The 26,365-nt window shown below is 41.4% G+C and carries 23 protein-coding genes; 15 read left to right on the plus strand and 8 right to left on the minus strand.

All coding sequences use genetic code 11. The annotated features are described in order from the left end of the window. Position 1: 1 nt before the first annotated feature. Positions 2–256: a hypothetical protein gene (locus tag AB1K91_RS15065; RefSeq protein WP_413090944.1), complete on the minus strand. Its 255-nt coding sequence runs from the start codon at positions 254–256 to the stop codon at positions 2–4. 298 nt (positions 257–554) lie between these two features. Here AB1K91_RS15065 and AB1K91_RS15070 point away from each other — a divergent pair, with 298 nt between their 5' ends. The 5 genes from AB1K91_RS15070 (at position 555) to AB1K91_RS15090 (ending at position 4,600) form a co-directional block, all read left to right on the plus strand. After that, positions 555–902: an SdpI family protein gene (locus AB1K91_RS15070; RefSeq protein ID WP_413090945.1), complete on the plus strand. Its 348-nt coding sequence runs from the start codon at positions 555–557 to the stop codon at positions 900–902. A gap of 150 nt (positions 903–1,052) precedes the next feature. Further along, positions 1,053–1,712 carry a hypothetical protein gene (locus AB1K91_RS15075; protein ID WP_413090946.1) on the plus strand — a complete coding sequence of 220 codons (660 nt, stop codon included), beginning with the start codon at positions 1,053–1,055 and terminating at the stop codon, positions 1,710–1,712. 32 nt (positions 1,713–1,744) lie between these two features. Continuing rightward, positions 1,745–1,969 carry a YczI family protein gene (locus tag AB1K91_RS15080; RefSeq protein WP_413090948.1) on the plus strand — a complete coding sequence of 75 codons (225 nt, stop codon included), beginning with the start codon at positions 1,745–1,747 and terminating at the stop codon, positions 1,967–1,969. A 142-nt stretch (positions 1,970–2,111) separates the two neighbouring features. Then, positions 2,112–3,101: a S66 family peptidase gene (locus AB1K91_RS15085; protein WP_413090950.1), complete on the plus strand. Its 990-nt coding sequence runs from the start codon at positions 2,112–2,114 to the stop codon at positions 3,099–3,101. Between the two features lie 305 nt (positions 3,102–3,406). After that, entirely contained in the window at positions 3,407–4,600 is a 1,194-nt protein-coding gene (locus AB1K91_RS15090; RefSeq protein ID WP_413090952.1) for a DUF3500 domain-containing protein, read from the plus strand. Between the two features lie 67 nt (positions 4,601–4,667). On the opposite strand, the gene AB1K91_RS15095 is transcribed toward AB1K91_RS15090, so the two are convergent. Further along, complete coding sequence (locus AB1K91_RS15095; protein ID WP_413090954.1) at positions 4,668–6,011, minus strand: MATE family efflux transporter; 1,344 nt, start codon at positions 6,009–6,011, stop codon at positions 4,668–4,670. Between the two features lie 217 nt (positions 6,012–6,228). After that, entirely contained in the window at positions 6,229–6,462 is a 234-nt protein-coding gene (locus tag AB1K91_RS15100; RefSeq protein ID WP_413090956.1) for a hypothetical protein, read from the minus strand. Positions 6,463–6,712: 250 nt separating this feature from the next. On the opposite strand from AB1K91_RS15100, the gene AB1K91_RS15105 reads away from it, so the two are divergent. From AB1K91_RS15105 to AB1K91_RS15120, 4 genes are all read left to right on the plus strand, one after another. Further along, positions 6,713–6,967: a DUF3278 domain-containing protein gene (locus AB1K91_RS15105; RefSeq protein ID WP_413090958.1), complete on the plus strand. Its 255-nt coding sequence runs from the start codon at positions 6,713–6,715 to the stop codon at positions 6,965–6,967. Between the two features lie 701 nt (positions 6,968–7,668). Beyond that, positions 7,669–9,165, plus strand: a complete 1,497-nt coding sequence (locus tag AB1K91_RS15110) for an AbgT family transporter (protein ID WP_413091067.1) — start codon at positions 7,669–7,671, stop codon at positions 9,163–9,165. A 244-nt stretch (positions 9,166–9,409) separates the two neighbouring features. After that, positions 9,410–10,816 carry a 23S rRNA (uracil(1939)-C(5))-methyltransferase RlmD gene (rlmD, locus tag AB1K91_RS15115; protein WP_413090960.1) on the plus strand — a complete coding sequence of 469 codons (1,407 nt, stop codon included), beginning with the start codon at positions 9,410–9,412 and terminating at the stop codon, positions 10,814–10,816. Between the two features lie 283 nt (positions 10,817–11,099). Beyond that, positions 11,100–13,991, plus strand: coding sequence for an AAA domain-containing protein (locus AB1K91_RS15120; RefSeq protein WP_413090962.1), 2,892 nt, complete (start codon positions 11,100–11,102; stop codon positions 13,989–13,991). A gap of 84 nt (positions 13,992–14,075) precedes the next feature. On the opposite strand, the gene AB1K91_RS15125 is transcribed toward AB1K91_RS15120, so the two are convergent. Together AB1K91_RS15125 and AB1K91_RS15130 are read right to left on the minus strand one after the other, a co-directional pair. After that, positions 14,076–14,966, minus strand: a complete 891-nt coding sequence (locus AB1K91_RS15125; RefSeq protein WP_413090964.1) for a WD40/YVTN/BNR-like repeat-containing protein — start codon at positions 14,964–14,966, stop codon at positions 14,076–14,078. 124 nt (positions 14,967–15,090) lie between these two features. Further along, positions 15,091–17,058 carry a methyl-accepting chemotaxis protein gene (locus AB1K91_RS15130; RefSeq protein ID WP_413090965.1) on the minus strand — a complete coding sequence of 656 codons (1,968 nt, stop codon included), beginning with the start codon at positions 17,056–17,058 and terminating at the stop codon, positions 15,091–15,093. 290 nt (positions 17,059–17,348) lie between these two features. Between AB1K91_RS15130 and AB1K91_RS15135 the strand changes: the two genes are divergently transcribed. From AB1K91_RS15135 to AB1K91_RS15155, 5 genes are all read left to right on the plus strand, one after another. Next, complete coding sequence (locus AB1K91_RS15135; protein WP_413090966.1) at positions 17,349–18,398, plus strand: SDR family oxidoreductase; 1,050 nt, start codon at positions 17,349–17,351, stop codon at positions 18,396–18,398. 29 nt (positions 18,399–18,427) lie between these two features. Beyond that, positions 18,428–19,390: an HD domain-containing protein gene (locus AB1K91_RS15140; protein WP_413090968.1), complete on the plus strand. Its 963-nt coding sequence runs from the start codon at positions 18,428–18,430 to the stop codon at positions 19,388–19,390. Positions 19,391–19,542: 152 nt separating this feature from the next. Continuing rightward, on the plus strand, positions 19,543–20,784 hold the full coding sequence (gene sstT, locus AB1K91_RS15145; RefSeq protein WP_413090970.1) for a serine/threonine transporter SstT: 1,242 nt from the start codon (positions 19,543–19,545) through the stop codon (positions 20,782–20,784). A 117-nt stretch (positions 20,785–20,901) separates the two neighbouring features. Continuing rightward, entirely contained in the window at positions 20,902–21,378 is a 477-nt protein-coding gene (locus tag AB1K91_RS15150; RefSeq protein WP_413090972.1) for a GNAT family N-acetyltransferase, read from the plus strand. 232 nt (positions 21,379–21,610) lie between these two features. Continuing rightward, on the plus strand, positions 21,611–22,723 hold the full coding sequence (locus AB1K91_RS15155) for a hypothetical protein (RefSeq protein WP_413090974.1): 1,113 nt from the start codon (positions 21,611–21,613) through the stop codon (positions 22,721–22,723). A gap of 133 nt (positions 22,724–22,856) precedes the next feature. On the opposite strand, the gene AB1K91_RS15160 is transcribed toward AB1K91_RS15155, so the two are convergent. Further along, positions 22,857–23,732, minus strand: coding sequence for a LysR family transcriptional regulator (locus tag AB1K91_RS15160; RefSeq protein WP_413090976.1), 876 nt, complete (start codon positions 23,730–23,732; stop codon positions 22,857–22,859). A 125-nt stretch (positions 23,733–23,857) separates the two neighbouring features. Here AB1K91_RS15160 and fumC point away from each other — a divergent pair, with 125 nt between their 5' ends. Next, the gene (gene fumC, locus AB1K91_RS15165; RefSeq protein WP_413090978.1) at positions 23,858–25,246 is read left to right on the plus strand and encodes a class II fumarate hydratase; all 1,389 of its coding nucleotides are present in this window, start codon (positions 23,858–23,860) and stop codon (positions 25,244–25,246) included. A 106-nt stretch (positions 25,247–25,352) separates the two neighbouring features. On the opposite strand, the gene AB1K91_RS15170 is transcribed toward fumC, so the two are convergent. Then, positions 25,353–25,652 carry a hypothetical protein gene (locus AB1K91_RS15170; protein WP_413090980.1) on the minus strand — a complete coding sequence of 100 codons (300 nt, stop codon included), beginning with the start codon at positions 25,650–25,652 and terminating at the stop codon, positions 25,353–25,355. Further along, on the minus strand, positions 25,652–26,359 hold the full coding sequence (locus tag AB1K91_RS15175; RefSeq protein ID WP_413090982.1) for a GntR family transcriptional regulator: 708 nt from the start codon (positions 26,357–26,359) through the stop codon (positions 25,652–25,654). The genes AB1K91_RS15170 and AB1K91_RS15175 overlap by 1 nt, the downstream gene beginning before the upstream one ends. Between the last annotated feature and the right edge of the window lie 6 nt (positions 26,360–26,365).

Below are 26,365 nucleotides of genomic sequence, written 5' to 3' on the forward strand. Positions count from 1 at the left end.
ATCAGTTATCAGATCTCTTATCCTTAATCCTTTCAATCAGCAATACTGATGCAATGATGAGAACCAAAATGTCTACCAAACCGAACGAATTGAAAAATGCGTCATCTAACGTTTGACCATTACTTAGTCTATAAATAAACAAACCTAATGAGAATAGTGCAAAATAAACAAACATATAAGACAAGCTTCCAGATGCCAACCAAACTATGACTCCTATAATGATTACACCCAAGATAAGCCATCCACTGGCAGTCATGAAAAACACCCCTCTTTTAGATTTTTATTTATCCACCAATGCATCGGAGTAGTCACAAATAACGATGCTTTTACTTCGTTGTTGTGGCAGCTATTTTAAAAGATTTATCGAATTATTGGAAGATATGAGGATAACAAGAATTGAAAAAATCGCAGCACTTATCTCATTTTCTTTATTTACTCACTTGCCATTCATCTTTAATTGTTTCACCTAATGTAACATCCAATAATACAGCAAGTATATCCTCGATGTTAAATCTTTGTTTATTTTGTACTGTAGATAGTAGGTGCTTTTATAAATGCTGATTCTCATATGTGGTATTGGTCATCTAATGGGTGGTCTCATGCTTAAGCTGTCTGATCCAGGGAGCACCAACAGGATGGCAGGCTATCGGACGAAACGATCCATGAAGAATGAAGCTTTATGGAAATTCGGGCAATCATACGCTGCGAAGTTGCTTGTGTTGATGGGGGTAGTGAATATTATCGTTGGGGGAATGGTGTTATTGTTTTTCCACTACGACAATGAGTTATTTATATTTGTTGAATTGGTATGGGTGATTGCTTCTTTGGTACTCGTATATAGTTTAACTGAATGGAAATTAAAGCGGTTAGAGGAAACAATGACGAGCCGAAGAGACGGGTGAAGAAAATAATGAGATATCCTTAAGCAATGATGTAGAGTAGGTTGGTCGAGGGACGTATTCTTCTTTTACACATTTAAACAAATATTTAATCCAAAAAGTTTGCTCTATGTAGGAATAATATATCTTAATCGATGGTCTGGAGGTGTGCAATTGATAAAAAATAAAAAAATGTTATGGACGTCGCTTATTCTTTTCATTATTTCTACAGTAATGACTATTCCTTTTCCGCATAAAAATCCTTTGGGAGAAACTGTTGTATCGGTGTTTAATTTTCCAATTCGTACTGTTTATGGACTGCATTATATAAGAATAATATCATTTATTTTATTTATCGCCAGTTTATTTTTCCTGACCAGATCATTGGAAAAGTATCATGTGCGAGCAGTCTTGTTTGCGATAATTATCGCAGTTTTCCTCCCTTCCTTGATTGTTGAATCTTATCAAAAGACGCTGGCAACGGGAGTTGACGCGGTTTATTATGATGAAAAATGGAGTGATTGTGATTTCGAGATGGTTGGCGAATCGACACTAAGCGGGGAATGCGAACTTCCTTTAGAGAATTATAGTAGTGATGATGTGGAATTTACCGTTGAATTTTATGAGAAATACATATCCGAAGACGATATACCGATGGTTTCGCTCATGAATGAAAACGCGCCTCATAGGATTGGCTTGATGGCGAAAGAGAGAAAACTGGTAAAAATAAAAACTAGAATTGATGTTTCTGAGATGGAGAACCACATTGAAGGTGGAAGTGCATCAGGTGTAGATATCATGATTAAGGCCGGGGAGAAGATGAGGAAGTTATGAAATAGCACGAGTATTACACGGAGGCTTTAGGGATGTTAAAAGCACTGCATATTAGTTTGGCAATTATTGTAGTTTGTCTATCTGTTTATGGTTTTATTACGGGCAATCACGAGACTTCTTCTTATATGTTGTTATTTTTGGGATTGATGTGTTTAGTGATGGGGGTTTCTCAATTTAAAGAGAAACGAAAGTCTATGGGTGTCATTCTGTTTGTTACTTCTTTTTTTGCCCTATTTGTCTTGATATATACCATTTAGATATCAGGTACTGAAACTGTTCTGCAGGAGTTTGAGCAGTTATAAGGATCATGAAATTGAAAATTTGAGTATAATGCCCTACATATAATGAGTTCTGACTTTTGCTAATGAGTGAATTACCTAAAAAAAGGAGGATATCACGGTGAGGTTCCTAAAGAAAGGCGATAAGATTGGTGTTTTTTCTCCTTCTTCGCCGGCTTCTGTTTCGTCGGAGATGCGATATAAGCGAGGAAAATCATTTCTTGAACAAAAGGGTTTTCAAATTGTGGAAGGGAGTCTGACGGGTAAGAGTGAAATTTATCGGTCAGGCAGTCCCAAAGAAAGAGCTGAAGAATTAAATCAATTGCTCCGAGATCCGTCCATAACGATGATCGTGACGATGATTGGCGGTACGAATTCAAATAGTATTCTCCCCTATATTGACTATGAAGCGTTTAAGAATGACCCAAAATTAGTAGTGGGGTACTCGGATGCTACGGCAGTTTTAATGGCTTTATACGCCAAAACGAATATACCAACTTATTACGGACCAGCGCTTGTTGCTTCTTTTGGGGAATTTGAGCCTTTAGTGGATGATACATATGCTTATTTTGAGAAGTATTTTTGTGAACAACCTGTAACACCATACGTAATTCCAATGCCAAGTTATTGGTCGGATGAAGTGGTAAATTGGCTGGAGTACACTAAAGAAAAGACTTTATATGATAATAAGTGGATCGGTGTAAATGAAGGGGGAGCAGAAGGGCGTTTGGTCGGTGGAAATAATAACGCGATGTATGGATTCATTGGCACACCCTATTTTCCACAGTTTGAACAAGGGGATATTTTACTGATTGAAGATACATCAAAAAATGCTGCGATAGTGGAGAAGAATATAGCAATGCTTAAACTTCATGGTATTTTTGAAAAGGTTTCAGGAATCATTCTGGGAAAGCATGAACAGTATGATGATCTGGGAACAGGCAAACAATCTATAGATATATTGCTGGAACAATTGGATGGAAAGGAAATTCCGATTCTAGCCGAATTCGACTGTTGTCACACGCATCCTATGATACCTTTAGCGATTGGGAAAAAAGTACGTATAGATACAAAGAAAAAGGAAGTAACTTGTTTGGAAGAATGGCTGTAAGGTAAAAAGGCTGCTTTTAGTTCCTTTTTAAATTTATTCTGTTGTCTTACAAAGCGATTCTCTGCTTGCCGCTTCTCCAAGCAGGATTTATCATCCCTCACAAGCACCATATTTGTTCCAACTGTGACAGGAATTTTTTATTGATGAAGGAATAAGCATACAATCAGAGAGAACAGGTTAACGGAATTTTTGTGTAATACTTACTTTGTTGCCTATTTTATTATATATTTATTCCATTCCGTATCTACATTTTGTTGTTATGTTTAGAGAAGAAACATAACAACAAAATATGCGGAGGTACAAATATGGACAATTGGATGACGATAAGATTTTATGTTTTGGCTTCAAGTTTTCTATTTTTAACAGGGTGTGCTACTGATCTAACTACAGATGCCGAAGCTGATATATCAAATGCTTCTGAAACTGCTGAAGTCTCAGAAATAGGGAATGGGCAAGGAGGACCTGAAGGGGAAGGAATGCAAATGCAATCCGAACCAAAGGATTCTATTATAGATATCGTAGAAGGATCGGCAGAAAATAATGCCACGGAGAGTAAGAGTAAGGCGGAGCTTGCCGAAGCCTTTTTAGATACGCTGACAGATGACGAGAAGGAACAAGTGAGCTATGAATTAACGGAAGAAAATGCAGCACACTGGACCAATTTGCCTGCTAACTCACAAAATCGCAATGGGGTTGCTTTAGGTGATCTGTCGGAGGAGAGTGTGGAAGCTGCTTTAGCGCTTGCTAAAGCTTCCTTAAGTGAGCAAGGATACGAGACGATGCTCAACATCATACGAGCAGATGAGTTTTTGACAACGGATACAGGACGGACGGAATGGGGGTCAGGGTTATACTATATCGCAATTTTAGGCGAGCCATCCGATAAAGATACCTGGATGTTACAAATCAGCGGACACCACTTGGCTGAAAATATTGTGTTCAATGGGGAAGAGGTCAGTGCAACACCGCAATTCACAGGGACAGAGCCACGAACCTTTGAGTTGAATGGAACATCGTACGCCCCAATCGAAACACGAAGAAAAGGGATGTATTCCATCATTGAATCACTTGATGAAGAACAACTTGCTGAAGCGGAAATTGATCAAACATTTAGTGATGTTGTTGCAGGAGCGGACAGCGATGGTGAGTTCCCGGAAGATAGTGAAGGAATTCTTTATACAGACCTGGATGAAGAGCAGCAGGAACTGGTGAAGACAGCTATTAAAGCTTGGGTAGAAGATGCAGATGAGGATACGGCCCAGGAATTATTGGATGTATACTTATCTGACGATGCGCTTGCCACAACATATATTGGCTGGTCCGGATCAACCGATTATAATGACATTGGTTCTTATGTAAGAATCGATGGACCTCGCTTATGGCTTGAAATTGCTTCTCAGCAAGGGGTAGGCTACAACAGTGATGATAATGCCGAAGCACATTTCCATACGGTGTGGCGTGACAAATTAGCTGATTATGGCGGAGCGTTTTCGGAATAACAGTTGAATAAGCATTTAAAAAGCGTTAGTCCTGTTATTCAGGTCTAACGCTTTTTATATCGACGAATTAAGTTCTTTCATCTTCAAACAACTGCTTCTTATCCCATTTCCCCCAGTTATAATAGGAAAAAGAAAAGATGCTGCTGAGGATAAAACTGATTCCCATCCCTAAAGCAATACCGTTTTGCCCAATAAGGGAAGAACAAATATAGGTCAGCGGATATCGCAGCAGCCAAAAGGATAGGATGTTTAGAATCAGTACTTGATACATGGCGCCTGAGCTTCGGACAATGCCATTTAAAATAAAGTTAAGCCCGATAAATGGATAGAAGAAGGCAACAATCATCAAATAGTCAGTACCGAATGAAACAGCTTCTTTTTCCTCGATAAACAAGCTGGTCAGGGGTTTTGCAAGAATAAAGACAAGGACGGCGATCACGAGCATTATTGCTAAATTGTACAGGGCTCCGTACTTGGCGATTTCTTTTACCCGATCCCAGCGGCCGATACCAATATTTTGTCCTGCCATACTATTGACGGCGGTACCCAGTGCCATGGCAGGAAGGGTGATCAGGCTGTCAATTCTCTGCGAAGCTCCGAAACCTGCAACGACCGCTCCGCCGAAGGAGTTGACCACACTCATGATGGCAGTCACGCCAGCATAGATAACCATCATTTGCAATCCAGACGGAATACCGAGCTTCACTATAAGCCATACTTGCTCCTTCGTAGGCAAGAACGGTACAGATAGTGGAGCTAGCTTATGACGGAGTGTGTACCATATACCCAATAGGAAAGCGACTGCTTGTGATAAAACAGTGGCATATGCTGCTCCTTTGATGCCCCAGCCAAAGCCTGAAATGAATAATGGATCCAGAATCGTGTTCAAAATAACAGCGATCAAGACAAACTTCAACGGAGTTTTACTATCTCCCAAGGCCCGTAAAACGGTCCCGATAAAGTTGTATCCCATCAAAAATAAAATTCCAAGGAAGTTTACCTGCAAATAAACCTTTGCCTCATCGACCATATCGGCAGGCGTATTGAGCATGACGACAATTTGGCGGGAGAAGAGCAGACCGATGATTCCAACTAGGATGGACAACAAGCTTAATACGACAACAAAGGCGTTTAAAAAGTCTCTTAATCCTTTTTTGTCACCTCTTCCTCTTTGCTGGGACAATACAGTCAAGGTCGTATTGTTTATTCCGATGATGAATGCAAGTATCGTTAACAAAACGGTGGAGGAGACGGTTACCGCACCAAGCGCATTCGCTCCAAGAAGATTCCCCACCCATAAACTGTCGATGAATTGATAGGAAACTTGCAGCAAGTTCGTGAGCATGATAGGACCGGCAAAAGCGATGAGCTGCTGCATGATCCGGCCCTTTGTGAAATCCTGTTGCACCAAGGCGATTGACACTCCCTATCTACATATGTAGATGCTCAAATGAGCATCATACTGTTTCTTATGCATCTTTATTGAATACATACCGTCCAATCGGAAGATGAACACTATGTTAGGTTATAACATAGAACAGAAAACCGCACAAATCGGACCTTAACCCTATTATTGCGGTTTCTTAATGTGATTTATTTTTGGGGAGACAATGTCGCCAAGGATGATGTTATGCTGGATGTTTCCTTTGCCTTGTCAGCGATATGATATTGAATACAGACCTTACACTGAAATTCAGGATAAAGATGATGGGAGGAACATATTGAAACGAATCAGTGGTGCCTGTTTCTCGAATGAAGGCTATATACAGCAGCAATGCTGAGAAGAATGCTGCGAAAGTAAGATTGATTGCCAAAGAAAACACAAGGCGTTTCCTGGACGGTTTTGTGTTTTTTGCTTCCATAGCTGTCCTCCTAACATTCTGAAAGGATAATGAACTCTTTTTTAGGTTCGCAGCAAGTAATTGTATCAAGGTTGTTTCTTCTCACAAATGACCAATCATAAGTCAATTATACCATTTGTTTCCATTGTGAGTTCGAATGGTTTTTAGTTATTTACTCCTCTTAGTGACATATATAATGGACACATTTATTGAATGTCCCTGGCAAAAGAGCTCCATACAGACCTTAATGCTTTATTTTGGGAGGAAAAGGATGAAGAACAAAATACTTAATCATTTTATTGGTGTAATGGATGATCGGGATGAATATCAGCAGCAAGAAATACATAAGGAATTAGCCTTCTCGGGTATTTTGTTGTGGTATTCAACCATGCTGGTGATGTGTGTGAGTCTTATTATAGATACTATCCATCATGACGTGTCATTAATTACTGTATGTCTTTTTATTATCAATATGGTCTATGCGGCATTTGATCACGGCAAGAATCAGAAGAAAAAATTCAGATGAAACGGACTGGATGTCCCAAGAGGAATACGAGCAGAAAAAGCGCCATTTTAAAAAATCCACAGCTTTTATGAGGGCATTTTGGGGTGCAGCAATGTTCATTACCATGAATTATATATTTCCGTTCCTTTCCAATGAAGAAGTAAGTGTCAGCTGGGGATCCTTGGCTTGGATTTTTGGAGGGATAGTCTTTGGGATGACTATGTATTCCTTTTCTAAAACGAAGTTATAAAAGCATTTCTAATCCGTACATTTATAAGGGATGCTTAGCCAGGAGTTTGTATATCGCATCGGATTACGGCAATCCTAACCCTGTACGAACCAACAAGGAGGGATATTCCATGGTCAAAGACTCCTATGCACCTCGCGAGAAGAAAAATGGCGAAGGTAAGAAACCAGATGAACAAAGAAGAGGGAAGGCAAGATCTAATACACGCGGCGGAAGAAATTAATCATCTGTGTATCAATCATGCAAATTAATTTAAGAATCCTAATTTAGACCTGGTAATCGTGAAATAGTCTTTCCGAATGCTAGGTCTTTTTCATGTATAGCGACAGCTGCAACAACTGGAGATATTACCTATTTCATTCAGATAAACTCTTGTCTATACTTAGGGTGTTATTTTTATGCGATTGTTTGAATTTTTAATCTAATCTGAATAGGAGGATTAAACGTGGAACAGTCACAAAAGAACGGTTTTATCATGCGTGCTTTGAATGGTATCGAACGGATCGGTAACAAGCTTCCCCATCCGGTCACTTTGTTTTTCATCTTTGCTGCAATTGTTGTTGTCTTATCTGCTATCTTTTCTGCTATGGGTGTCAGTATAGAGGACCCGGTCAATGAAGGAGAAACAATCGCGGTCAAAAACCTGCTGAACGCAGAAGGGATTCTCTATTTATTTGAGAGTGCTGTGACAAACTTCACGAATTTCGCCCCGCTTGGAACTGTTTTGGTTACGATGCTTGGTATCGGGATTGCCGAACGATCCGGATTGATCAGTGCTTCGCTTCGTGGCCTTGTCACTTCTGTTCCACGCACGTTGATGACAGCAGCTTTAGTATTCGGCGGTGTGATGTCCAGTATGGCAGCAGATGCAGGATATGTTGTATTGACCCCATTGGGAGCAGTGCTGTTTGCAGGACTTGGACGTCATCCATTAGCCGGTCTGGCTGCAGCGTTTGCAGGGGTATCCGGTGGCTATAGTGCGAACCTTCTACTGACTTCACTTGATCCGCTTCTTGGCGGCATGACGCAGGATGCTGCTGCAATTATCAGCCCTGAATATGCGGAGGGCATCAACTATGCGATGAACTATTACTTCATGTTTGCGTCTGTTATCCTGCTTACAATTTTAGGTACATGGGTTACCGATAAAATTGTAGAACCTCGCTTAGGCACATATAAAGGCAATGTCGATGAAGATGTCAATTACTTGAAACCGCAAGAGAAAAAAGGTTTATGGGGAGCACTTATTTCATTCCTTGTCACGCTTATAGGTATTGCATTACTCGTTATTCCTTCTTGGGGACCATTGCGGGCAGGAGAAGCTAATATTATCGATGCACCATTTTTAAATACGCTTGTTCCAGTTATTTTAATCGTATTCTTCATTCCAGGGCTTGTCTATGGGCTGATCACAAAAGAAATCAAAAATGATAAAGATGTTGCCAATCAATTATCGGAAACAATGGCGACAATGGGATCATACATCGTCTTAGCTTTTGCGGCGGCTCAATTCGTTGCTTACTTCAATGAATCAAACCTTGGTACTGTTTTGGCAGTAAGAGGTGCAGCTTTCATTGATGCAACTGGTTTCACCGGAATTCCCCTGATTCTGACCTTCATTGCCGTATCTGGCTTCATCAATCTGTTCATTGGCAGCGCCTCTGCTAAATGGGCCATCATGGCACCTGTTTTCGTCCCGATGATGATGCTGTCAGGCTATTCACCTGAATTCACGCAGTTGGTGTACAGAATAGCAGATTCAACCACAAATGTTATCTCTCCATTGATGCCTTACTTTGCCATCGTCATCGCCTTCGCCCAAAAGTATGATAAAAAAGTCGGAATTGGAACGCTGGTCTCGACGATGCTTCCCTACTCGATTGTCTTTACCATCGGCTGGGTATTGATGATGCTGATTTGGATGTGGACCGGGCTGCCGATCGGACCTGGCACCCCGATTGAATATCCTTGATTCTTCATTTAAATGGGACTTGATTCCTGGCTTGGAATCAAGTCTTTTTTTATTTCAGATATATTTTGCTCTTCAGCTATTTTATATGTAGATATTTTGACGATACTGCTTATTGAAGCTAATGAAATATTTATCTGGCATCCGGCCGAAAAACATGATAAAAAAGTATAGGAATCAATTTAAGAAATTACCTTTCATTTATATGATAGATTAATCGATTCCGTAAGAAAGGAGGAAAAGTAAAATGAAAATTGCACGTGAAGTCTTGGAACCAAGAATCATGGAAACAGAAATCAGCCATCTGGATAATAAAGGATCCGGCCAGGCAGCTGTATGGATTGATAGGGGACAGGATAAACCGCGTAAAGTGAAACTGACAATCCCAAAAACACTGCCAGGTGAAAAAGTACGGGCAACTGTAGCTTGGCCGCATGCGAAAAGATCCAAAGCTACGCTGGAGGAAGTCGTGGAAGCTAGTCCGGAACGCGTTGCCGCAGCTTGCCCTCATTTTGATCTTTGTGGCGGCTGTGCATGGCAGCACTGGCAGTATGAAGGACAGTTGAGACAAAAAACAGCTCATGTAAAAGAATCCCTCATCAGCCAGGGCTTTGATCCGGAACTGGTGAAGGACACCATTGGTATGGAAGGGAACCCTTGGCATTACCGCAATAAGATGGAGTTCACATTTGCAGCTGATGGCTCGATGGGCTTGCATGAACAAGGGAATTTCCGTAATATCATACCCCTTGAGACATGTCTGATTGCGGGCAGCGAGATGAAGGATGCTGTCATGGAAGTTGCAGCGTGGGTGAAAGACCAGGAATTGAGTGGATATAATAAAGATACACATGAAGGTCTGCTTCGTCATTTGATGGTCAGACAGTCATTCATCACCGGCGAAATCATGCTTGGTCTGTTTGCAACGCAAACACCAGATGGAGAATTGATACAAGCGGTCGAGGACCTTAAACAGCGAATCGAAGCAAATTATCCAAAGGTGAAAAGTCTGTTATGGCTTGTCAATACAGACTGGGCTGACCGTACGCAGTCAGAGGATACACATGTCTTGTCTGGTCGTGATTTCATCTATGATGAAATCGGGGGCTATCGTTATCGTCTTTGGTTCGATACCTTCTTCCAGACGAACCCGGTACAAGCTCAGAAACTGATCGACCTTGCCCTTGAAATGGCACAGCCGAAGAAAGACGAAAAAATGCTGGAGCTGTTCTGCGGAGTCGGAACCTTCTCCCTTCCATTTGCCAGCAGAGTCGAAAAGCTTGCCGGCATCGAAATCGTGGAAAGTTCCATTGAATCAGCGAAACGAAATGCAGCAGACAACGGTATTTCCAACACTTACTTCCTGGCTGAAAACGCAAGGTACGGTATTGATCGCGTGCTGGACCAGCTAGGCACTCCGGATTTGCTATTATTGGACCCGCCGCGTTCTGGTGCAGGCGGTAAAGTAATGCGAAAGATCGGCCGATCCAAACCAAAACGAATCGTTTATGTATCCTGCAACCCAGAGTCATTTGCGGTCGATATCAAGGAACTGGAACAATTCGGATACACATTGGATCAAGTTCAGCCGGTGGATCTGTTCCCGCATACGATGCACGTGGAATGCGTTGCTGTGTTGACTTTAAATCAATAGATAAATTGTCAGAAGCTGATGGCTTCCACTTATTGAAGGGAGGCCACAGCTTCTTTTTTATTTGCATTACAGGTTCCATATTTCTATGAAGAGGTAGATAAGGAATAACTTTTTTTCCCTAGATGAAAGACAGTATTACATAAGGTGGATGAACAACATATCTTTTTTCTAAATTCGAGTAAGGAATAATCTGTATTAAATAGCTGATATAATTTTCCGATATTATATATGTATAGATTTACCACTTAGGGATGTACGAGTTCCATTGGAGGGTTCAAACAACATGACGTTTAACATGACAAAGTACTTTAGGGATAGTATTGCTTCTAAACTAAGAATTGATTTTAAAAATAATGAATTTGCAGTTGCGTCCATCAATGAAATTCAATATGGCAAGACAGACAAAAAGCACTTTGACAGATTACAAATTAAAAAGAAAATTAGTCAGCAAACCATTTCTGTCATACTTATAGTTAAGTCTATAAAAACAATCTTTGCCGGCCAGGAAAAAAAGTATGACAAACATGAACTTGACGAATTAAATGGAATCTATTATGTTCCAGCAACGCTTACTTCTGAGGGGGTATTGGAACCACCTGATAATAAATATCCTTGGATAGCAAGGGAACATCTTGCTCCGATAATAGACCAAGACATCGCTGTTGGATCACTGAACGACTTCGATGAATTTTTCAGTGATAATTTATATAGACTCAAAAAAATGTCGAGTTGGGAAGAATACTATACATTTGTCTGTGAAATGTATGAACAAGTCACTAAAACCAAAATCACTGCTAATCTGGTCAACGGTATGGAACTGGATGAAAAAATATATATTATCAGGGATGAAACGATAAACTCCACAGCGGCCCTGCTGAAGCTATATGATCATTTGTTGACAAGTGATCTCAGTCAGCACACGTTATATCAGAATTTTATGAAGCAAGAAGTAACGCCATTGATCCCTTTGCTCGCAGACAATTCCTCAAATATGAAAAAGCACCTGGGGCAAATGGGGGGAGAGTACCCTTTATCTCCTTCACAAAGGGAATGCCTTCATCACTTTAATGCAATGGAAGAGGGGGAAATTCTTGCTGTAAATGGGCCTCCAGGTACAGGGAAAACAACATTGCTTCAATCATTGGTTGCAAATCTTTTTGTGGAACGAGCAATTAAGAAAGAAACCGCACCAGTGATAGTTGCATCGTCAACGAATAATCAAGCAGTAACGAATATTATTGAGTCGTTCGGAAAAATTGAGAAACAATGGACGGAAAGTAATTTGGAAACAAGATGGATAACAGGAGTTGATAGCTTTGCTGTGTACTTCCCGTCTTTGAGCAAGGAGGAAGAAGCAAAAAGGAAGGGATTTCAGTTCACTAATCCGCGTGGTAAACATTTTTTCGATAAATTGGAAAGTGAAGATAACATAAAAGAATCTACTGCTAAAATGTTGAAGGCTTGCAAAGATTATTTCGGGCAAGCGTTTACTGATATTTTGGAATGCGAGTCAGCTATTTGGCAGAGACTTACAGAAGTTAACGGAATAAGAGAGAGCCTTTTGTCTGTAATGGAGGAATTTAATCAACAATTCACCAGTGAATACGATATGGAGACATACATTGAGGTTTTAGGAAGGCAGCGTGCTCAGTCAGAGCAGAAGTATAATGCTTTCAGCGCCAGAATCGATGAATGGATAGATCATTTTAAAAAGTTGCCAAAAATGATTCGATGGTTTGGTTTTTTACCGTACTTTAAAAAGAGAAAGGAAGATCGTAACCGATACTTCATACAACCGGATGAAACATATATAAATGAATCAATGAGTGAAAATGAGATCATTTCTATATATAGTAAAAAAACACGGGATGTAAGAAACGAAATGGAAAATCTAAAGGGCTTGGAGAGTAAAGCAATTGATCTTACAAAAACATATAAGAATCATATTAGAAAGTTAGTCGATTTAAAGATTGTAAGTTCAAATGATGAAAATATGAATTCATTGTATGGACTCAATGAGTTCTTGGATACCACTGCTAAGTATGCTTCTTTCTGGCTGGCAGTACATTACTATGAATGTCGATGGCTACAGGCAAGGAGACTGACGGACAATCAAAAAGGAAAAAACTTTCCAAACGTTCTTCAAAGGATGTATACGAACTTGAGTATGGTATCTCCGTGTTTTGTCATGACTTTTTACCAGCTCCCTAAAATGTTATTGGCATATGATAACGGAAAAGAACATTATCTGTATGATTACATAGATTTATTGATCGTAGATGAAGCGGGGCAGGTTTCACCGGAGATTGCAGCATGTTCTTTCTCTTTGGCCAAACGAGCGGTAGTGGTTGGTGATGTCCATCAAATCGAACCGGTATGGAATATCAATAAATCTTTGGATATTTCTTTGGCCCTCTCCAGCCAAGTCATCAATTCAATCGAAGAGTTTGACAAACTCAGTAATCTTGGTTTGAATACATCAGAATCCAGTGTTATGAAAGTGGCATGCAAGAGCTGCAGATATGAAAAATACAGCGATAGAGGATTATTCTTAAGTGAACATAGGCGCTGTTATGACGAGATAATTAAATACTGCAACCATCTGGTATACAAGGGGAATTTAAAGCCTAAAAGAGGAAAAGCTGCACTAGATGATGATAATAAGATAGCTAGCTTGCCCATAAAGCCTTTAGGGCACATACAAGTCACTACTGCGCATTCTCAAAAAAGAGCTGGAAGCAGATATAATGAAAAAGAAGCAAGTGAAATTGCTGAATGGTTAAATGAGAATTTCTCAGCGATCAAGAAAAGCTATCAGGGCGATGAAGAGGAAATGCTAGTAGGTATCATTACTCCATTCAAGGCACAAGTCTCTGTTATCAAGAACAAGCTTTCAAAAGAGTTGCGGACGCTTGTTGATGTTGGAACTGTCCATACTTTTCAAGGCGGAGAAAGAAAAATCATCATCATGTCAACAGTTTATGGTCACAATGACGGATGTTTCTTTATTGATGCGAATAAAAGCTTACTGAACGTAGCTGTATCTCGCGCCAAAGATAGCTTTTTAGCATTTGGGGATATAGGATGTTTATCGAACAGTGAAAGTAAGCCTAGCGGCCTGCTAAAGAGAATGGCAGTGAAAATGCATGACTTTCCTATGTTAAACTATTATTGAATTTATAAGTAAAGTATTTAACTCATGTCGTAAATATCAAAGGCTTCAGCTTTTTGTTTTGAGAGCTGAAGCCTTATTTATATCTCAATAGTAAGAATCATTCTCCCGCCAATTTGCTTCTTCTTCCTCTGTCATGACATCGTCAGGGTCAATCAATCCAGTCATTTCGAATGTGGCTCCATTGTCGTCTGAGACAAGCGTGGCTTTCACGTTTCCGCCGTAATAATCGCCGTTTGATCCTTGTCCCATTGTCATGATAAGCTGGTCGCCTTCGTATTCCGCTGATTCCATTACCGTAAAGACGTCACTGTAAATGCCGGGCAATTCAACATCAAACGTTCCCCAATTTGCTCCTCCGTCAGTTGTACGATAGTATTCTGCATGACCTGTTAAGCCGAAAGTCATGAAGCCTATGTCCTTGGAGACGAATATGCCGCTCTGGACAATCCGTTCGCTTGGTGCACTGCCTGTCAGAGTCCATGTCCTGCCGCCGTCTGCTGTTTGGTAGACTTGGTTGCCTTCGGTTGACATTGTTCTGCCGCCTGACAGAATGACGAAGCCATCTTGTTCACTTGTAAAGCCGATGATCCGCAACCGGACACCCTCTATTGCATCAGGGAGTTCCGTTGTCTCCCATGTCTTGCCTTGGTCAGTAGATGACAAGACAGCCGTTTGCTCAAAACCTCCGATAATAAAAGCAAATCTGTCTTCAGCCAATACATAACTTTGATCAATCAATTCCGTTTTAGAGCCTTGGTATTCTCCTTCAAAAAGTTCATCGACTTCAACAGGGACCTTTGCCCAATCCTCACCGCTATTCGTAGTCACTTGCAGACCTGCTTGGTCGATTGTATACGTAATAGCTGGACCAGTTTGTGTTTGGGCTGGTGGTTCTATGATTGCTGGAGCAGCTTCTTCTTCCTGGCAGCCGGCTAATAGAACTAAACAAAGACAAATAGCTAATATATATCGCATTTTCTACTTCCTTTCTATTATTCTATTTTATGGTATATGGAAAAAGGAGCGCAACCAGTATTTAAATATGGAATAAAAGGTATATGTTCCAACAAAAAAGAGCCCTTAAAAAAGGGCCTGATTCTTATAATTTAAATATTCTCAATGAAGATTGCAGTTCTTCTGCCAAGGAGGATAAGGCGTTCGCGGCTGCGGCGATTTCTTCCATGGAAGCTAATTGCTCTTCTGTGGAATTTGCCATTGTTTCGGATGCAGCAGCGCTTTCTTTGGCAATGGATGATAGTTCATTTGCGCGTGCTGCCACTTCTTGAATGCTTGCGGCAATTTGTTCGGAGATGGCTGCCACGTCTTCCATTTTAGGTGAGATATCATAAACGCTTTGCATGATCTTTTCGAATTTCTCTGTTGTTTCATTGGATGCAGCAATACCGCTTTCGACACTCTGGGTCGCAGCCTCCATCACTTTGACGGATATCTGCGTATCTTCCTGGATGGACTGGATAAGTTTTTCGATTTGCGTTGCTGATGTTTGCGATTGTTCAGCTAATTTCCTTACTTCGTTGGCGACCACAGCAAACCCTTTGCCGTGTTCGCCAGCACTTGCGGCTTCAATGGCAGCATTCAGTGCCAGAAGATTCGTTTGATCAGCGATTCCAACGATGACATTCACGATACTGCCGATTTCTTTTGAACGTTCTTGCAAAGAGCGGATGGTTTTATTCGATTCTGTCACGGATTCGTAAATGGTGTTCATTTGCTGGACAGTCTTGCTGACGGATTCTCCGCCATCTTTGGCTTGATCGGATGCCTGAATTGTAAGATCTGTCACGGATTGCACGCTTTTTGCTACTTTATTGATGCCGGTTGCGATTTCGTTCAAGGCTTGGGCAGTATCTGCTACGTTTTTCTTTTGCACTTCGGCGCCGTTTGTAATTTCCTGTACACCTGCAGCTACTTGCTCCGTCACAGAAGTAGTCTGTTCCGCACTGGCCAATAATTCCTCTGAAGATGCAGCGACGTGGCCGGATTCATCTTCTACTTTTCTGATCAAATTGCCTAAGTTATCGATCATTTTATTGAATGCATTGGAGACAAGTCCTAATTCGTCTTTTGATTTTACATCGACTTTTTTTGTGAGATCTCCTTCACTGACTTTTTCAGCGGTATTTTTCAATACATTCAATGGTTTAATGATGGAACGGATAACAGAGAAAATGATCAAAGCCCCGATCAGCAAGGATACAACGACAACAACAATTCCTGTAATAAGGATAGGGGCTGTAGCTTCGGAAATCTCGGTGCGTGACATGATCCCGGATACTTTCCAGCCGGTCGTCTCATTCGTCGTGAAGACTAATTCTCTTGCCTCGCCATCTTTTTCGTATTCGAATTCACCTGATTCGCTATTATATTGCTTGTCAAAATAAGAGCCTTCCGCTTTAATGCCGGACTTTTCATTTGGATGGACGATGACATTCTGGTTTTCATCCAGCACCACTGCAAATCCATTTTTACCGATATTGATTCCGCTGACTGTCTCTTGCAGCTGGTTTAAATCGACATTCATGGCCACGACACCTGAATTATCTTCTGTCGTTGTTGCAATTGTCACTACTGTGTTCTTTGTCGAGCTGGATTCATATGGTTCGGTAATGATGACATTTCCCTTACTTTCCATCGCTTCTTTATACCATGGCCGCTCTCGTGGGTCGTAATTTTCATTTCTCTCGTTATTTGGAGACTGAATCATAAGTCCGTCAGTCGTACCGACAAATACACTCTCGAGTTCCGGATGCAATTCGATATATTGATCCAGTTTGGTTCTTACTTCAGGGCTTTTCATACCCTCATACATCGATTGGTTTATATTTTTGGAAAAGAATTGTGTATCGTGCATTTTTGGCTGGATTGTATCATCGATGATTCCATTTAATATGTTGACATTTTCATCGGCACTTCCTATCAATTGTTCCGAAAGTTCATTTTTTGCGCTCGTATAAGACAACGCCCCAACGAGTATACTCGGGATGATGAGTATTGCAATAAAAGCAATAATAAGTTTGTTTTTGATGCTAAGTGTAAGTTTTTTCATTACCTGAATTCCTTCTCTCTGTTTGCTTTCTTTCTTCAATCCGATGGTTGAAACCCTATATTCCTAATTTCGGTGATAAGTAGAGAATGTTTACTTTTTTTAAATAAACTAAGTAAAACTAAGATAATATCCATATATTTTATGGTACTTTTATACTTCTATATATCCTAAAAATGTAAAATAATTAAGGAGATGTGTTATGGGAGTTTTAATATCTGCATAAGTAAAATGCATGGCTTCAAGATGAAGTACCATACTAAACCCCAGGGGAACTATTAGGAGCGTGAAGTATGAGTGAATTAAGTGTCAGCAGAGAAGAACGGCAAACAAAGTTAAAGAAATTAAAAGATCAAGTTATTGTCATAACAGGTGCATCCAGCGGAATAGGACTGGTAACAGCCAGAATGGCAGCTGCCAAAGGTGCGAAAGTGGTATTGGCAGCAAGGAACGAAGCAGCGCTGAGGGAATTGACAGATGAATTGCGAGAGGCTGGACATGAGGCTGTATATGTACGGGCCGATGTCGGTATCGAAGAGGATGTAGCCAACATTGCAAAGAAGGCGTTGCAGGAGTTCGGATATTTCGATACGTGGGTCAATAATGCGGGTGTGACCATATACGGCAATGTAATGGATGTTAGCGATCAGGATATGAAGCGACTGTTTGCAACGAATTACTGGGGTGTGGTCTATGGATCGAGAATAGCCGTTCGTCACTTTCAAAAGCGGCGTGTTCCTGGGGCATTGATCAATGTCGGCAGTATATTCGGTGATAGGGGGACACTTGTACAGTCTGCATATGCACCTTCGAAATTTGCTGTGCATGGTTGGACGGAAAGCTTGCGGATGGAAATGGAAAGAGAGGATGCGCCGGTATCGATTACGCTCATCCATCCTGGCAGGGTAGATACACCATATAATGAACATGCCAGAAGTTATCAGGAGTTTCAGCCTGTCCATAAAGGCATGATGTATCCTCCGGAAGCAGTTGCGGAAGCTATTTTATATGCGGCAGCGAATCCAAAAAGGGATATTTACGTAGGCGCACAGGCGAAAATACTGCAGTTCTTGGGTTCAAATTTCCCAAACCTTACAGATAAACTATGGGAAGCTGTTTTTCCTCAGACGCAGTATGACGAGAAGAGAAAATCGAACACTCCGGAAGAGAGCAATCTATATCACGCTGGTTACGGGATGCATGAGCGGGGAACGAATATAGGGTGGAAGCGGAAACGTAGTATGTTCGTTAAAGCGGCTAAGCATCCTGTACTTACTCGGATAGCAATAGCCGGAATAAGTGCTTGGGTCTTGACGAAGGCGATGGGGAAGGATCATGATTAGATTGTAAATACTGGAATAAGGAGGTAAGTATGAAACGAAATACACTCATACATGAGCCGTTATATCCACCGATAAGGCCCCATCAATGGGAAACAGCACTGTTTCAAAGCAAACCGGTCAGGCGTTTGAAGCATCTGGCACACTTTGGTGCTGGTTCTCTTGTTACATCTGTTGTTCACAGCAGGTTTGAGCATACCGTGGGCGTCTGGAAGTTAGCGGCACATTTCTTTCCTGATGACGATTTGCTGAGAGCGGCGGCGATTCTCCATGATCTAGGCCATTTGCCATTTTCGCATGCTGTGGAAGAAGCACTCGAATTTGATCATCACCAGATTACAGAACAATATATTTTGGGGGAAGAAATGACAAAGATTCTAGGAAATGCATCCATTAAATCAACAGATGTAGTTGAATATCTCCGAAAGCCATCTGTCCTGACCGGAAGGAATCATGTGCTTGGAATTGACCATCTGGATAGCTTTTTTCGGGATACATACATGTTCTGCAATACAGAAGTGCCACCGCATCATATATTGCCTAAATTGACATGCACCGAGCAGGGCATCGATACAGACTTGGAAACGGGCTTGTATTTATTAAAACTGATCAAACAAGATCACGAACTCTTTCTATCCCCTTTTTTAGTCGGTGTGGATCGATTACTGGCAGAAGCAATCAAATCCCATTGGAACGAACAACCACACCACGCAGATAGGCAAGTTTTTGCTGGACTTACCGATTTGGATGTGGTAGCGATGCTGCAATCCTCCTCTTCCTTACGTGCTAAACGCATAATTCGTATATTACTCTATGAACCTGACAAGATACATATCTCCGAGCAAGAGGGCTATCCAATCCGAATTCGTAAAATCTATGCAAAAGCACCTCTGTGTAATGGACAGCTTTTAACTGAAATAAGCAATGACGCGCAAGAGTTAATAGATAGCTTGCCAGACCTGACATTCAAGCGTTATGTATCCATCAATTCTTAATCATTCTGACAATATATGAAAAATAAGCAAATTATCTTGTAATCCCATTTAAATAACACTATAATTGTTCTTATCGTAAAGACAGTTGTCCTTTTAGGGTGGACTAAACTTACTTCTCCCTTAGTACAGCATAGGATAGTGAGGGGATTCTTATGAGAAACGTTTTTAAACTGTGGAATCGGTTAAGTCTGGTGCAGCAGATTATTATTGGTCTTATCATCGGTATCATTCTGGGTGTTGCTATTCCGGATGCTGCACAGCCTGTTACCATTCTAGGTACTTTGTTCGTCGGTGCTTTAAAAGCAATTGCGCCGGTTTTAGTGCTGTTCTTGGTCATGGCGGCTATCGCACAGCATAAAAAAGGGCAGCAGACGAATATGAAGTCCATTGTCGTCCTATATCTTGTCGGTACTTTCGCAGCTGCAGTTGTAGCGGTAGTTGCCAGTTTCATTTTTCCAATCAGCTTGTCACTTGCCGAACGACCTGAAGATGTCGCGGCAGCTCCTGGCGGCATAGTCGAAGTACTGCAGACGGTTTTATTGAACATCGTGGATAACCCGGTCAATGCGCTCGTGAATGCTAACTATATCGGGATCCTAGCTTGGGCAGTCCTGTTCGGATTGGCACTGCGGAACACATCCGATACAACGAAGTCTGTCATTTCTAACTTCTCGGATGCTGTGTCCAAGGTAGTTACTTGGGTTATTAAACTTGCTCCGGTTGGAATCATGGGTTTGGTATTCACATCCATTGCGGAAAACGGCCTGTCGTCGTTAGCAAGCTACGGTCAGCTGCTGGCATTGCTGCTTGGCTGCATGTTCTTCGTAGCACTTGTTGTCAACCCGCTTATCGTCTACCTGTTGATCAGGCAGAACCCTTATCCGCTTGTGTTCACTTGCTTGAAAGAGAGTGGTGTGACAGCATTCTTCACTCGCAGTTCAGCGGCGAATATACCGGTGAATATGAAGCTGAGCGAAAAGCTTGGCTTGAACAAGGACAGCTATTCGGTATCCATCCCTCTTGGTGCAACGATCAACATGGCCGGCGCAGCAGTTACAATCTCGGTACTGACGCTCGCTGCTGTTCATACAATGAATATCGAGGTTGATATCGTATCGGCGATCTTGCTAAGTGTTCTGGCGGCTATAAGCGCGTGTGGTGCTTCTGGTGTAGCAGGTGGCTCCTTGCTTTTAATCCCGCTCGCAAGCAGCTTGTTCGGTATTCCGGCAGACGTTGCCATGCAAGTAGTGGGAGTAGGCTTCATTATCGGAGTCGTGCAAGACTCCGCCGAAACAGCGCTCAATTCGTCTACTGATGTGCTGTTCACAGCTGCAGCTGAATACAGGGAAAGACGTAAAGCTGGGAAAAAAGTAAATGCCGATCAAACGGCCTAAAGAAAAAACTGCATCTTTAATTAGATGCAGTTTTTTCGTGTAGAGGGAAGTATATACATACTTCTTTGTTATAATTGGTTAAATTATGTAAGTATACTAGATTATTGGAGAATAGACATGATTCATATAAGAACAGTAAAGAAGTCTGAGGAAGCGATGCTTCATAATCTTATGCAATTTTACATTTATGAATTTAGTAAATACATCCCCGAGATCAAACTCGAGGACGACTGTACGTATAAACCGTTTGAGCTAAGTCAGTACTGGGAGGAGAAAACTCATCATGCCTTTTTCATCTGTCTGGATGCAAAAATCATTGGTTTTACTTTCATTGAAAACGATCAAGACACAAATAGGGTACTTGAGTTCTTTGTGCTAGCAAGCTATCAAAGTAAGGGAGTCGGGAAAGCGGCTGCCAGAAAGCTATTTGAATCTTTCAGTGGATACTGGAAGGTCTCGCAAATAGAAAAGAATTATCCAGCGCAAGCCTTTTGGCGGAGCTTGATTTCCGATGTTACGAATGGAGAGATGAAGGAAGAGTATAGGAAAGGGAAGTATATTCAATCATTTCATACAAGTTCACTTTCCACATAATCTCGCATTAAAACTTGGAGCATTCGCTATCATAAAATCTTCATTAAATCCTTATGGAATGCTGTTATCTTCATAGCAATGAATTGGATGTTTATGGAATTTGATACTGAGATATAGCTGCTCTAGGTTTCAAAGGAAAGAGGATGAATTCGAAGATTAGCCCTTCTTTACCTTTCAGTGAAATGGTATGATTTTCTGGTAGTGTAATAATTCCAGTAAGAGGAGCCATAACTTGCCAAAACAAAAGAATCGCTCTAAGAGAATCTACTCGTCACTCATATGGAAGAATTTGCTTTTCGACAGTATCTATACCATTCTGTTGCTGGTGATCTACTGGCTGGCTTGGCGGTTGATAGATACCATTACATATATTGGACAGCTCCGGACAAATCTCCCTTTGCTAGCTTTATGTGTTATCGTTATTCTTTCACTGTTATGCCGAGTATTTTGGATGTATCGCAAACAGAAGAAACAACGATTCTTATTTGAATCGGATCAGTCCATCGTGTTAACGAACGAGAATCTGTGTATTGGGGAAAAGAAATTTCCATTAGCAAATCTACAATATATCCGTACTTATAGGAAGGGCTTTATTTTTCGTTTCAAAAATAATATCTTGATCCCGGTTGCGGGAAATCAAGATATCTCATTACTCAAGGGAAAGGCAAAGATACCCGGGCTTTGGCTGTTAGCATTAGCCGTGTTTTTATTCATCACGGTAATGGGAGCGTATAAAGTCTATTACAATGCAACAGATTTTCACGGCGCGCTCAGCTGGAGACTGGAACGCATGGCGTCGGAGGAAAAAGCAAAGCTTGGCAGCGATAATTTCTATGAGGTAGGGATTGAAGGTATCATCGGCGCGGTGGATGACAAAGTGGGGATGGAGCCTTATTTGATGACGGATAATCTGGAAATAGTATTTGATGAAGATGGAACGATGACCAGTATCTATGCGTTTATAAACGGATATGACGAAAACAAAGTCCACCGGCATAATTATTTAATCTATAACAATGATGGCGGCAATAACGTGATAGTCGACAAACAGGAATGGAATGATGATCGATATCCATATGTACCGGACAATGACCTGAAGTATGTGCTGGATATGATGCAATCTATTCCTGTGCAGGAAGTCGTTGAGCAGACAGGCGAGGAACAAAATGCAATTATGTATAAAGGGGTGCGTGATTGGGCGTTTCCTGAGAATTTGCAGTATGTGACAAAAGACGGGGAGATTTACTCGCCTCCCCTCGGTTCAGTCAGTGGACCGACAATTTCTTTATATGTACCAGGAAAAGAAGAGGAAATTACGCCCTATAGATATGTATGGAAAGAATGATAACGGATCGTGTTTCCGTATATTAATCGGGTACATGTGTATTGTTGTCTACAAAAGAAACCTGTCGTAAAACGAGTTGAGAGAAGAAGCATGCGATTTTGCACATGCTTCTTCTTTCTTATTAATAACTTCTTCAATGAAAATGATCCACAATATATTGCATGAATTTCTCCGCAATAGGTGATAAAAACTTGCCTTCCATACTGGCAATCCCAATAGTTCGTTCGCATCTCGGTGAGCTGATTCGTACCTTTGCAATCTTCATTTGGTCCAGGCTTTTGACATCTGGAAGGATGGAGATGCCCATCCCGGCTCCGACGAATCCGGCAATAGTTGTCACTTCTTCTCCTTCAAACATAATCTTGGGTCGGATGCCGACTTGTTCAAAGATAGAATCGATTGTTACCCGCAGAGCATAACCTTCTTCCATAAGGATAAAAGGTTCGTCTGCAACTTCTTCCAAGGTGATTGATTCTTGTTTGGCCAATGGATGATTCTTTGGGAAAAACAAAAACAGTTCCTCCTGCCATAACGGAGTCCAGGCGATATTGGATTCCATTGGAAAAGAAGAGAGCAGGCATAGATCCAAATCACCAGATTGCAGATTGTCCAACAGCCAGTTAGAGTGATTTTGCTTCAAATGAAAGCGAACTTGTGGAAATTTTTCTTTAAATGCACCAATTATATTTGGCACAATGGTTGTGCCGAGTGTGTGCAGAAAACCGAGCGAAATTTCTCCCTTATCCGGGTCGAGTAATGATTGGATTTCGTTTTTTCCTTCCTCGAATTCTTTTAAAATGAGATCTACTCGTTTCAATAATAATTCTCCGTATTTATTCAATTTAATCGTTCTGCCTTGGCGGTCGAACAGCGGCGTGCCGATTTGGCTTTCCAGACGATTGATCGAGCGAGAGAGAGCTGGCTGGGTAATAGAAAGTAGTTGAGCTGCTCTTGTAACATGTTGTTCACGTGCAAGTGTTTGAAAATATTCGAGTTGTTCCCATTCCATGAAGTGAGCCTCCATCTTCTATATTACATATAGTAATTAAAAACATATTTATTATGCATTATACATTATGTAATTGACGTGATACGATTTTTATGTTGATAAAAAGAAGTCTGAGGAGGATTACAATGGATTACAGAATCGAAAGAGATACTTTAGGGGAAGTGAAAGTACCGGCAGATAAATTCTGGGGTGCGCAAACACAGCGCAGTAAAGAAAACTTCAAGATAGGTTTAGAAAAAATGCCGGAGCGTGTCGTGAAGGCTTTCGCTATATTGAAGCGCAGCACAGCTATCGCTAATCAACGTCTTGGTAATCTGGACAGTGAAAAGGCAGAGGCGATTGCAGCTGTTTGTGACGATATCCTTACCGGTAAATATGATGATAATTTCCCGCTTGTTGTATGGCAGACAGGAAGCGGTACCCAAAGTAACATGAACATGAACGAAGTCGTGGCAAATCTTGCCACTGCTATGCTGAAAGAAAAAGGTTCTACAATGGTGATACATCCGAATGATGATGTCAATCGCAGTCAAAGTTCGAATGATACCTTCCCGACAGCAATGCATGTTGCAGGTGTGCTGGCAGTTTATGAACAACTGCTTCCAGCGCTGGATCAGCTTCGTCACACGCTGAATGAAAAAGCTGAAAAGTACATTGACATCGTGAAAATTGGGCGCACACATCTTCAGGATGCAACGCCATTGACACTTGGACAGGAAATAAGCGGCTGGGTGCATATGCTGGACCGTTCCAAAGAAATGATTTCTGAAGCTACTGAAAAACTGCGTGCTTTGGCGATTGGCGGTACAGCGGTGGGAACCGGAATCAATGCACATCCGCAATTTGGTGAAACTGTCGCGGAGGAGATTACGAAGTTCACCGGCCAAGCATTCATCAGCTCACCGAATAAGTTCCATGCGCTGACCAGCCATGATGAAATGACATATGCTCATGGTGCATTGAAGGCACTTGCGGCGGACTTGATGAAGATTGCCAATGATGTACGATGGCTGGCAAGCGGACCACGCTGTGGTATTGGCGAAATCATCATTCCTGAAAATGAACCTGGCAGCTCCATCATGCCGGGCAAGGTAAATCCGACGCAATGTGAAGCGGTGACGATGGTAGCAGCTCAAGTCATGGGGAATGACGCAACAATCGGATTTGCGGCAAGTCAGGGTAATTTTGAACTGAATGTATTCAAACCTGTGATTATTTACAATTTCTTGCAATCCGTTCAACTATTGAGTGACAGTATGGTATCCTTCCATGATAATTGTGCCGTAGGAATTGAGCCGAACGAACAAACCATCCAGGATAATTTAACGAATTCCTTGATGCTCGTGACAGCATTGAATCCTCATATCGGCTATGAGAATGCAGCAAAAATCGCCAAGCTTGCGCATAAGGAAGGCCTGACGTTGAAAGAAGCGGCCGTCAAGCTCAACTTGCTGACAGAAGCACAGTTTGATGAGATGGTGAAGCCGGAAGATATGGTGAAACCGAATATTTAAAATAAAAAGCAACCAAGCCTGCGTTTAGCAGCTTGGTTGCTTTTTCAATGGTCAGAACAGCTCGGATACACCAAGTGTCTTATTAAGTTCTCTCCACACATTATGGCTAATCATCGCCAAGTCTGTGAATGTGCTGATTTATATTTCTCCATTCCTCTCGAAGCAAAGGGTGTATTTCAGTGGTATTTGCTATGTTGTACACAGTATCCAGGAAGTCGAGTGTTTCGCTCACCAGGTAAGTATCTTTAACAGCAAGGAGTACAAAAATGATATCAGGAATAGCTTCAAATGCATCGGAGGACGAGAGGTTCCGTGTCAGTTCCTCATAGCAATCACTAAAATACCACTCATTCTGATCTAATTCTTCCTCCCAATTCACAAACATCTTCCACAAGGCTTGCTTCACTACAGCGAATACCCCGTCGACTGGAAAAAGAACTGCGACTGCTCGTAGTTATAGGAAATCCGTGAAAAGTCGAACGGCAGACCATTGTTCAAGTAGAAGATTGTTTCCACGAACAGTTTTGGATCACCTGTTTGAAGTCCAAGATGCTGTGCTTCATTTTCATCCAGCCTCTGGATATGTACGTACATATCGGAGAAGCCTATCTTAGCGCCTAAGCCGTTGCTGATGTAGTCAAAGATAGACCCGGTTGCAATTTCGTTATTCAGATAGGTAACAATAGCTTTATTGTAATAGGATTCTTCGAGACAAAGGGTTTGTCCGTTGATATAACGTATCCGTTTGACGTAATAGACATCGTCTTCCGGATTGATTTTCAGATTAAAGGCTACTTCTGCTGATGGTTTTCGGATATCAAGCTCTATCACTTTTGCAGTTATATCGAATTCGCTCAGCTCGTCACTGAAGCCTTGGTTGGAGAAGCTGATGTAGCCTTTCCGGCTGCGGCGCCGTACAAAGATGCCACTGCCACGCACTTGATAGACGAGTCCTTTTCGTTCAAGCAGGCTAAGTGCTTTGATGACGGTGCTTTTGCTTGTTTTATATTGGGACATCAAGGTTTCCAGCACAGGCAGCTTGGTGCCCTGCGGGAGATCATTCTTTTCAATATCCTGTTGGATTTCATTGGCAATCTGCTGATATTTAAGCATAGCTAC

Origin of the sequence: Terribacillus jepli (assembly GCF_047228925.1) — a bacterium.
Taxonomy (GTDB): Bacteria; Bacillota; Bacilli; order Bacillales; family Amphibacillaceae; genus Terribacillus.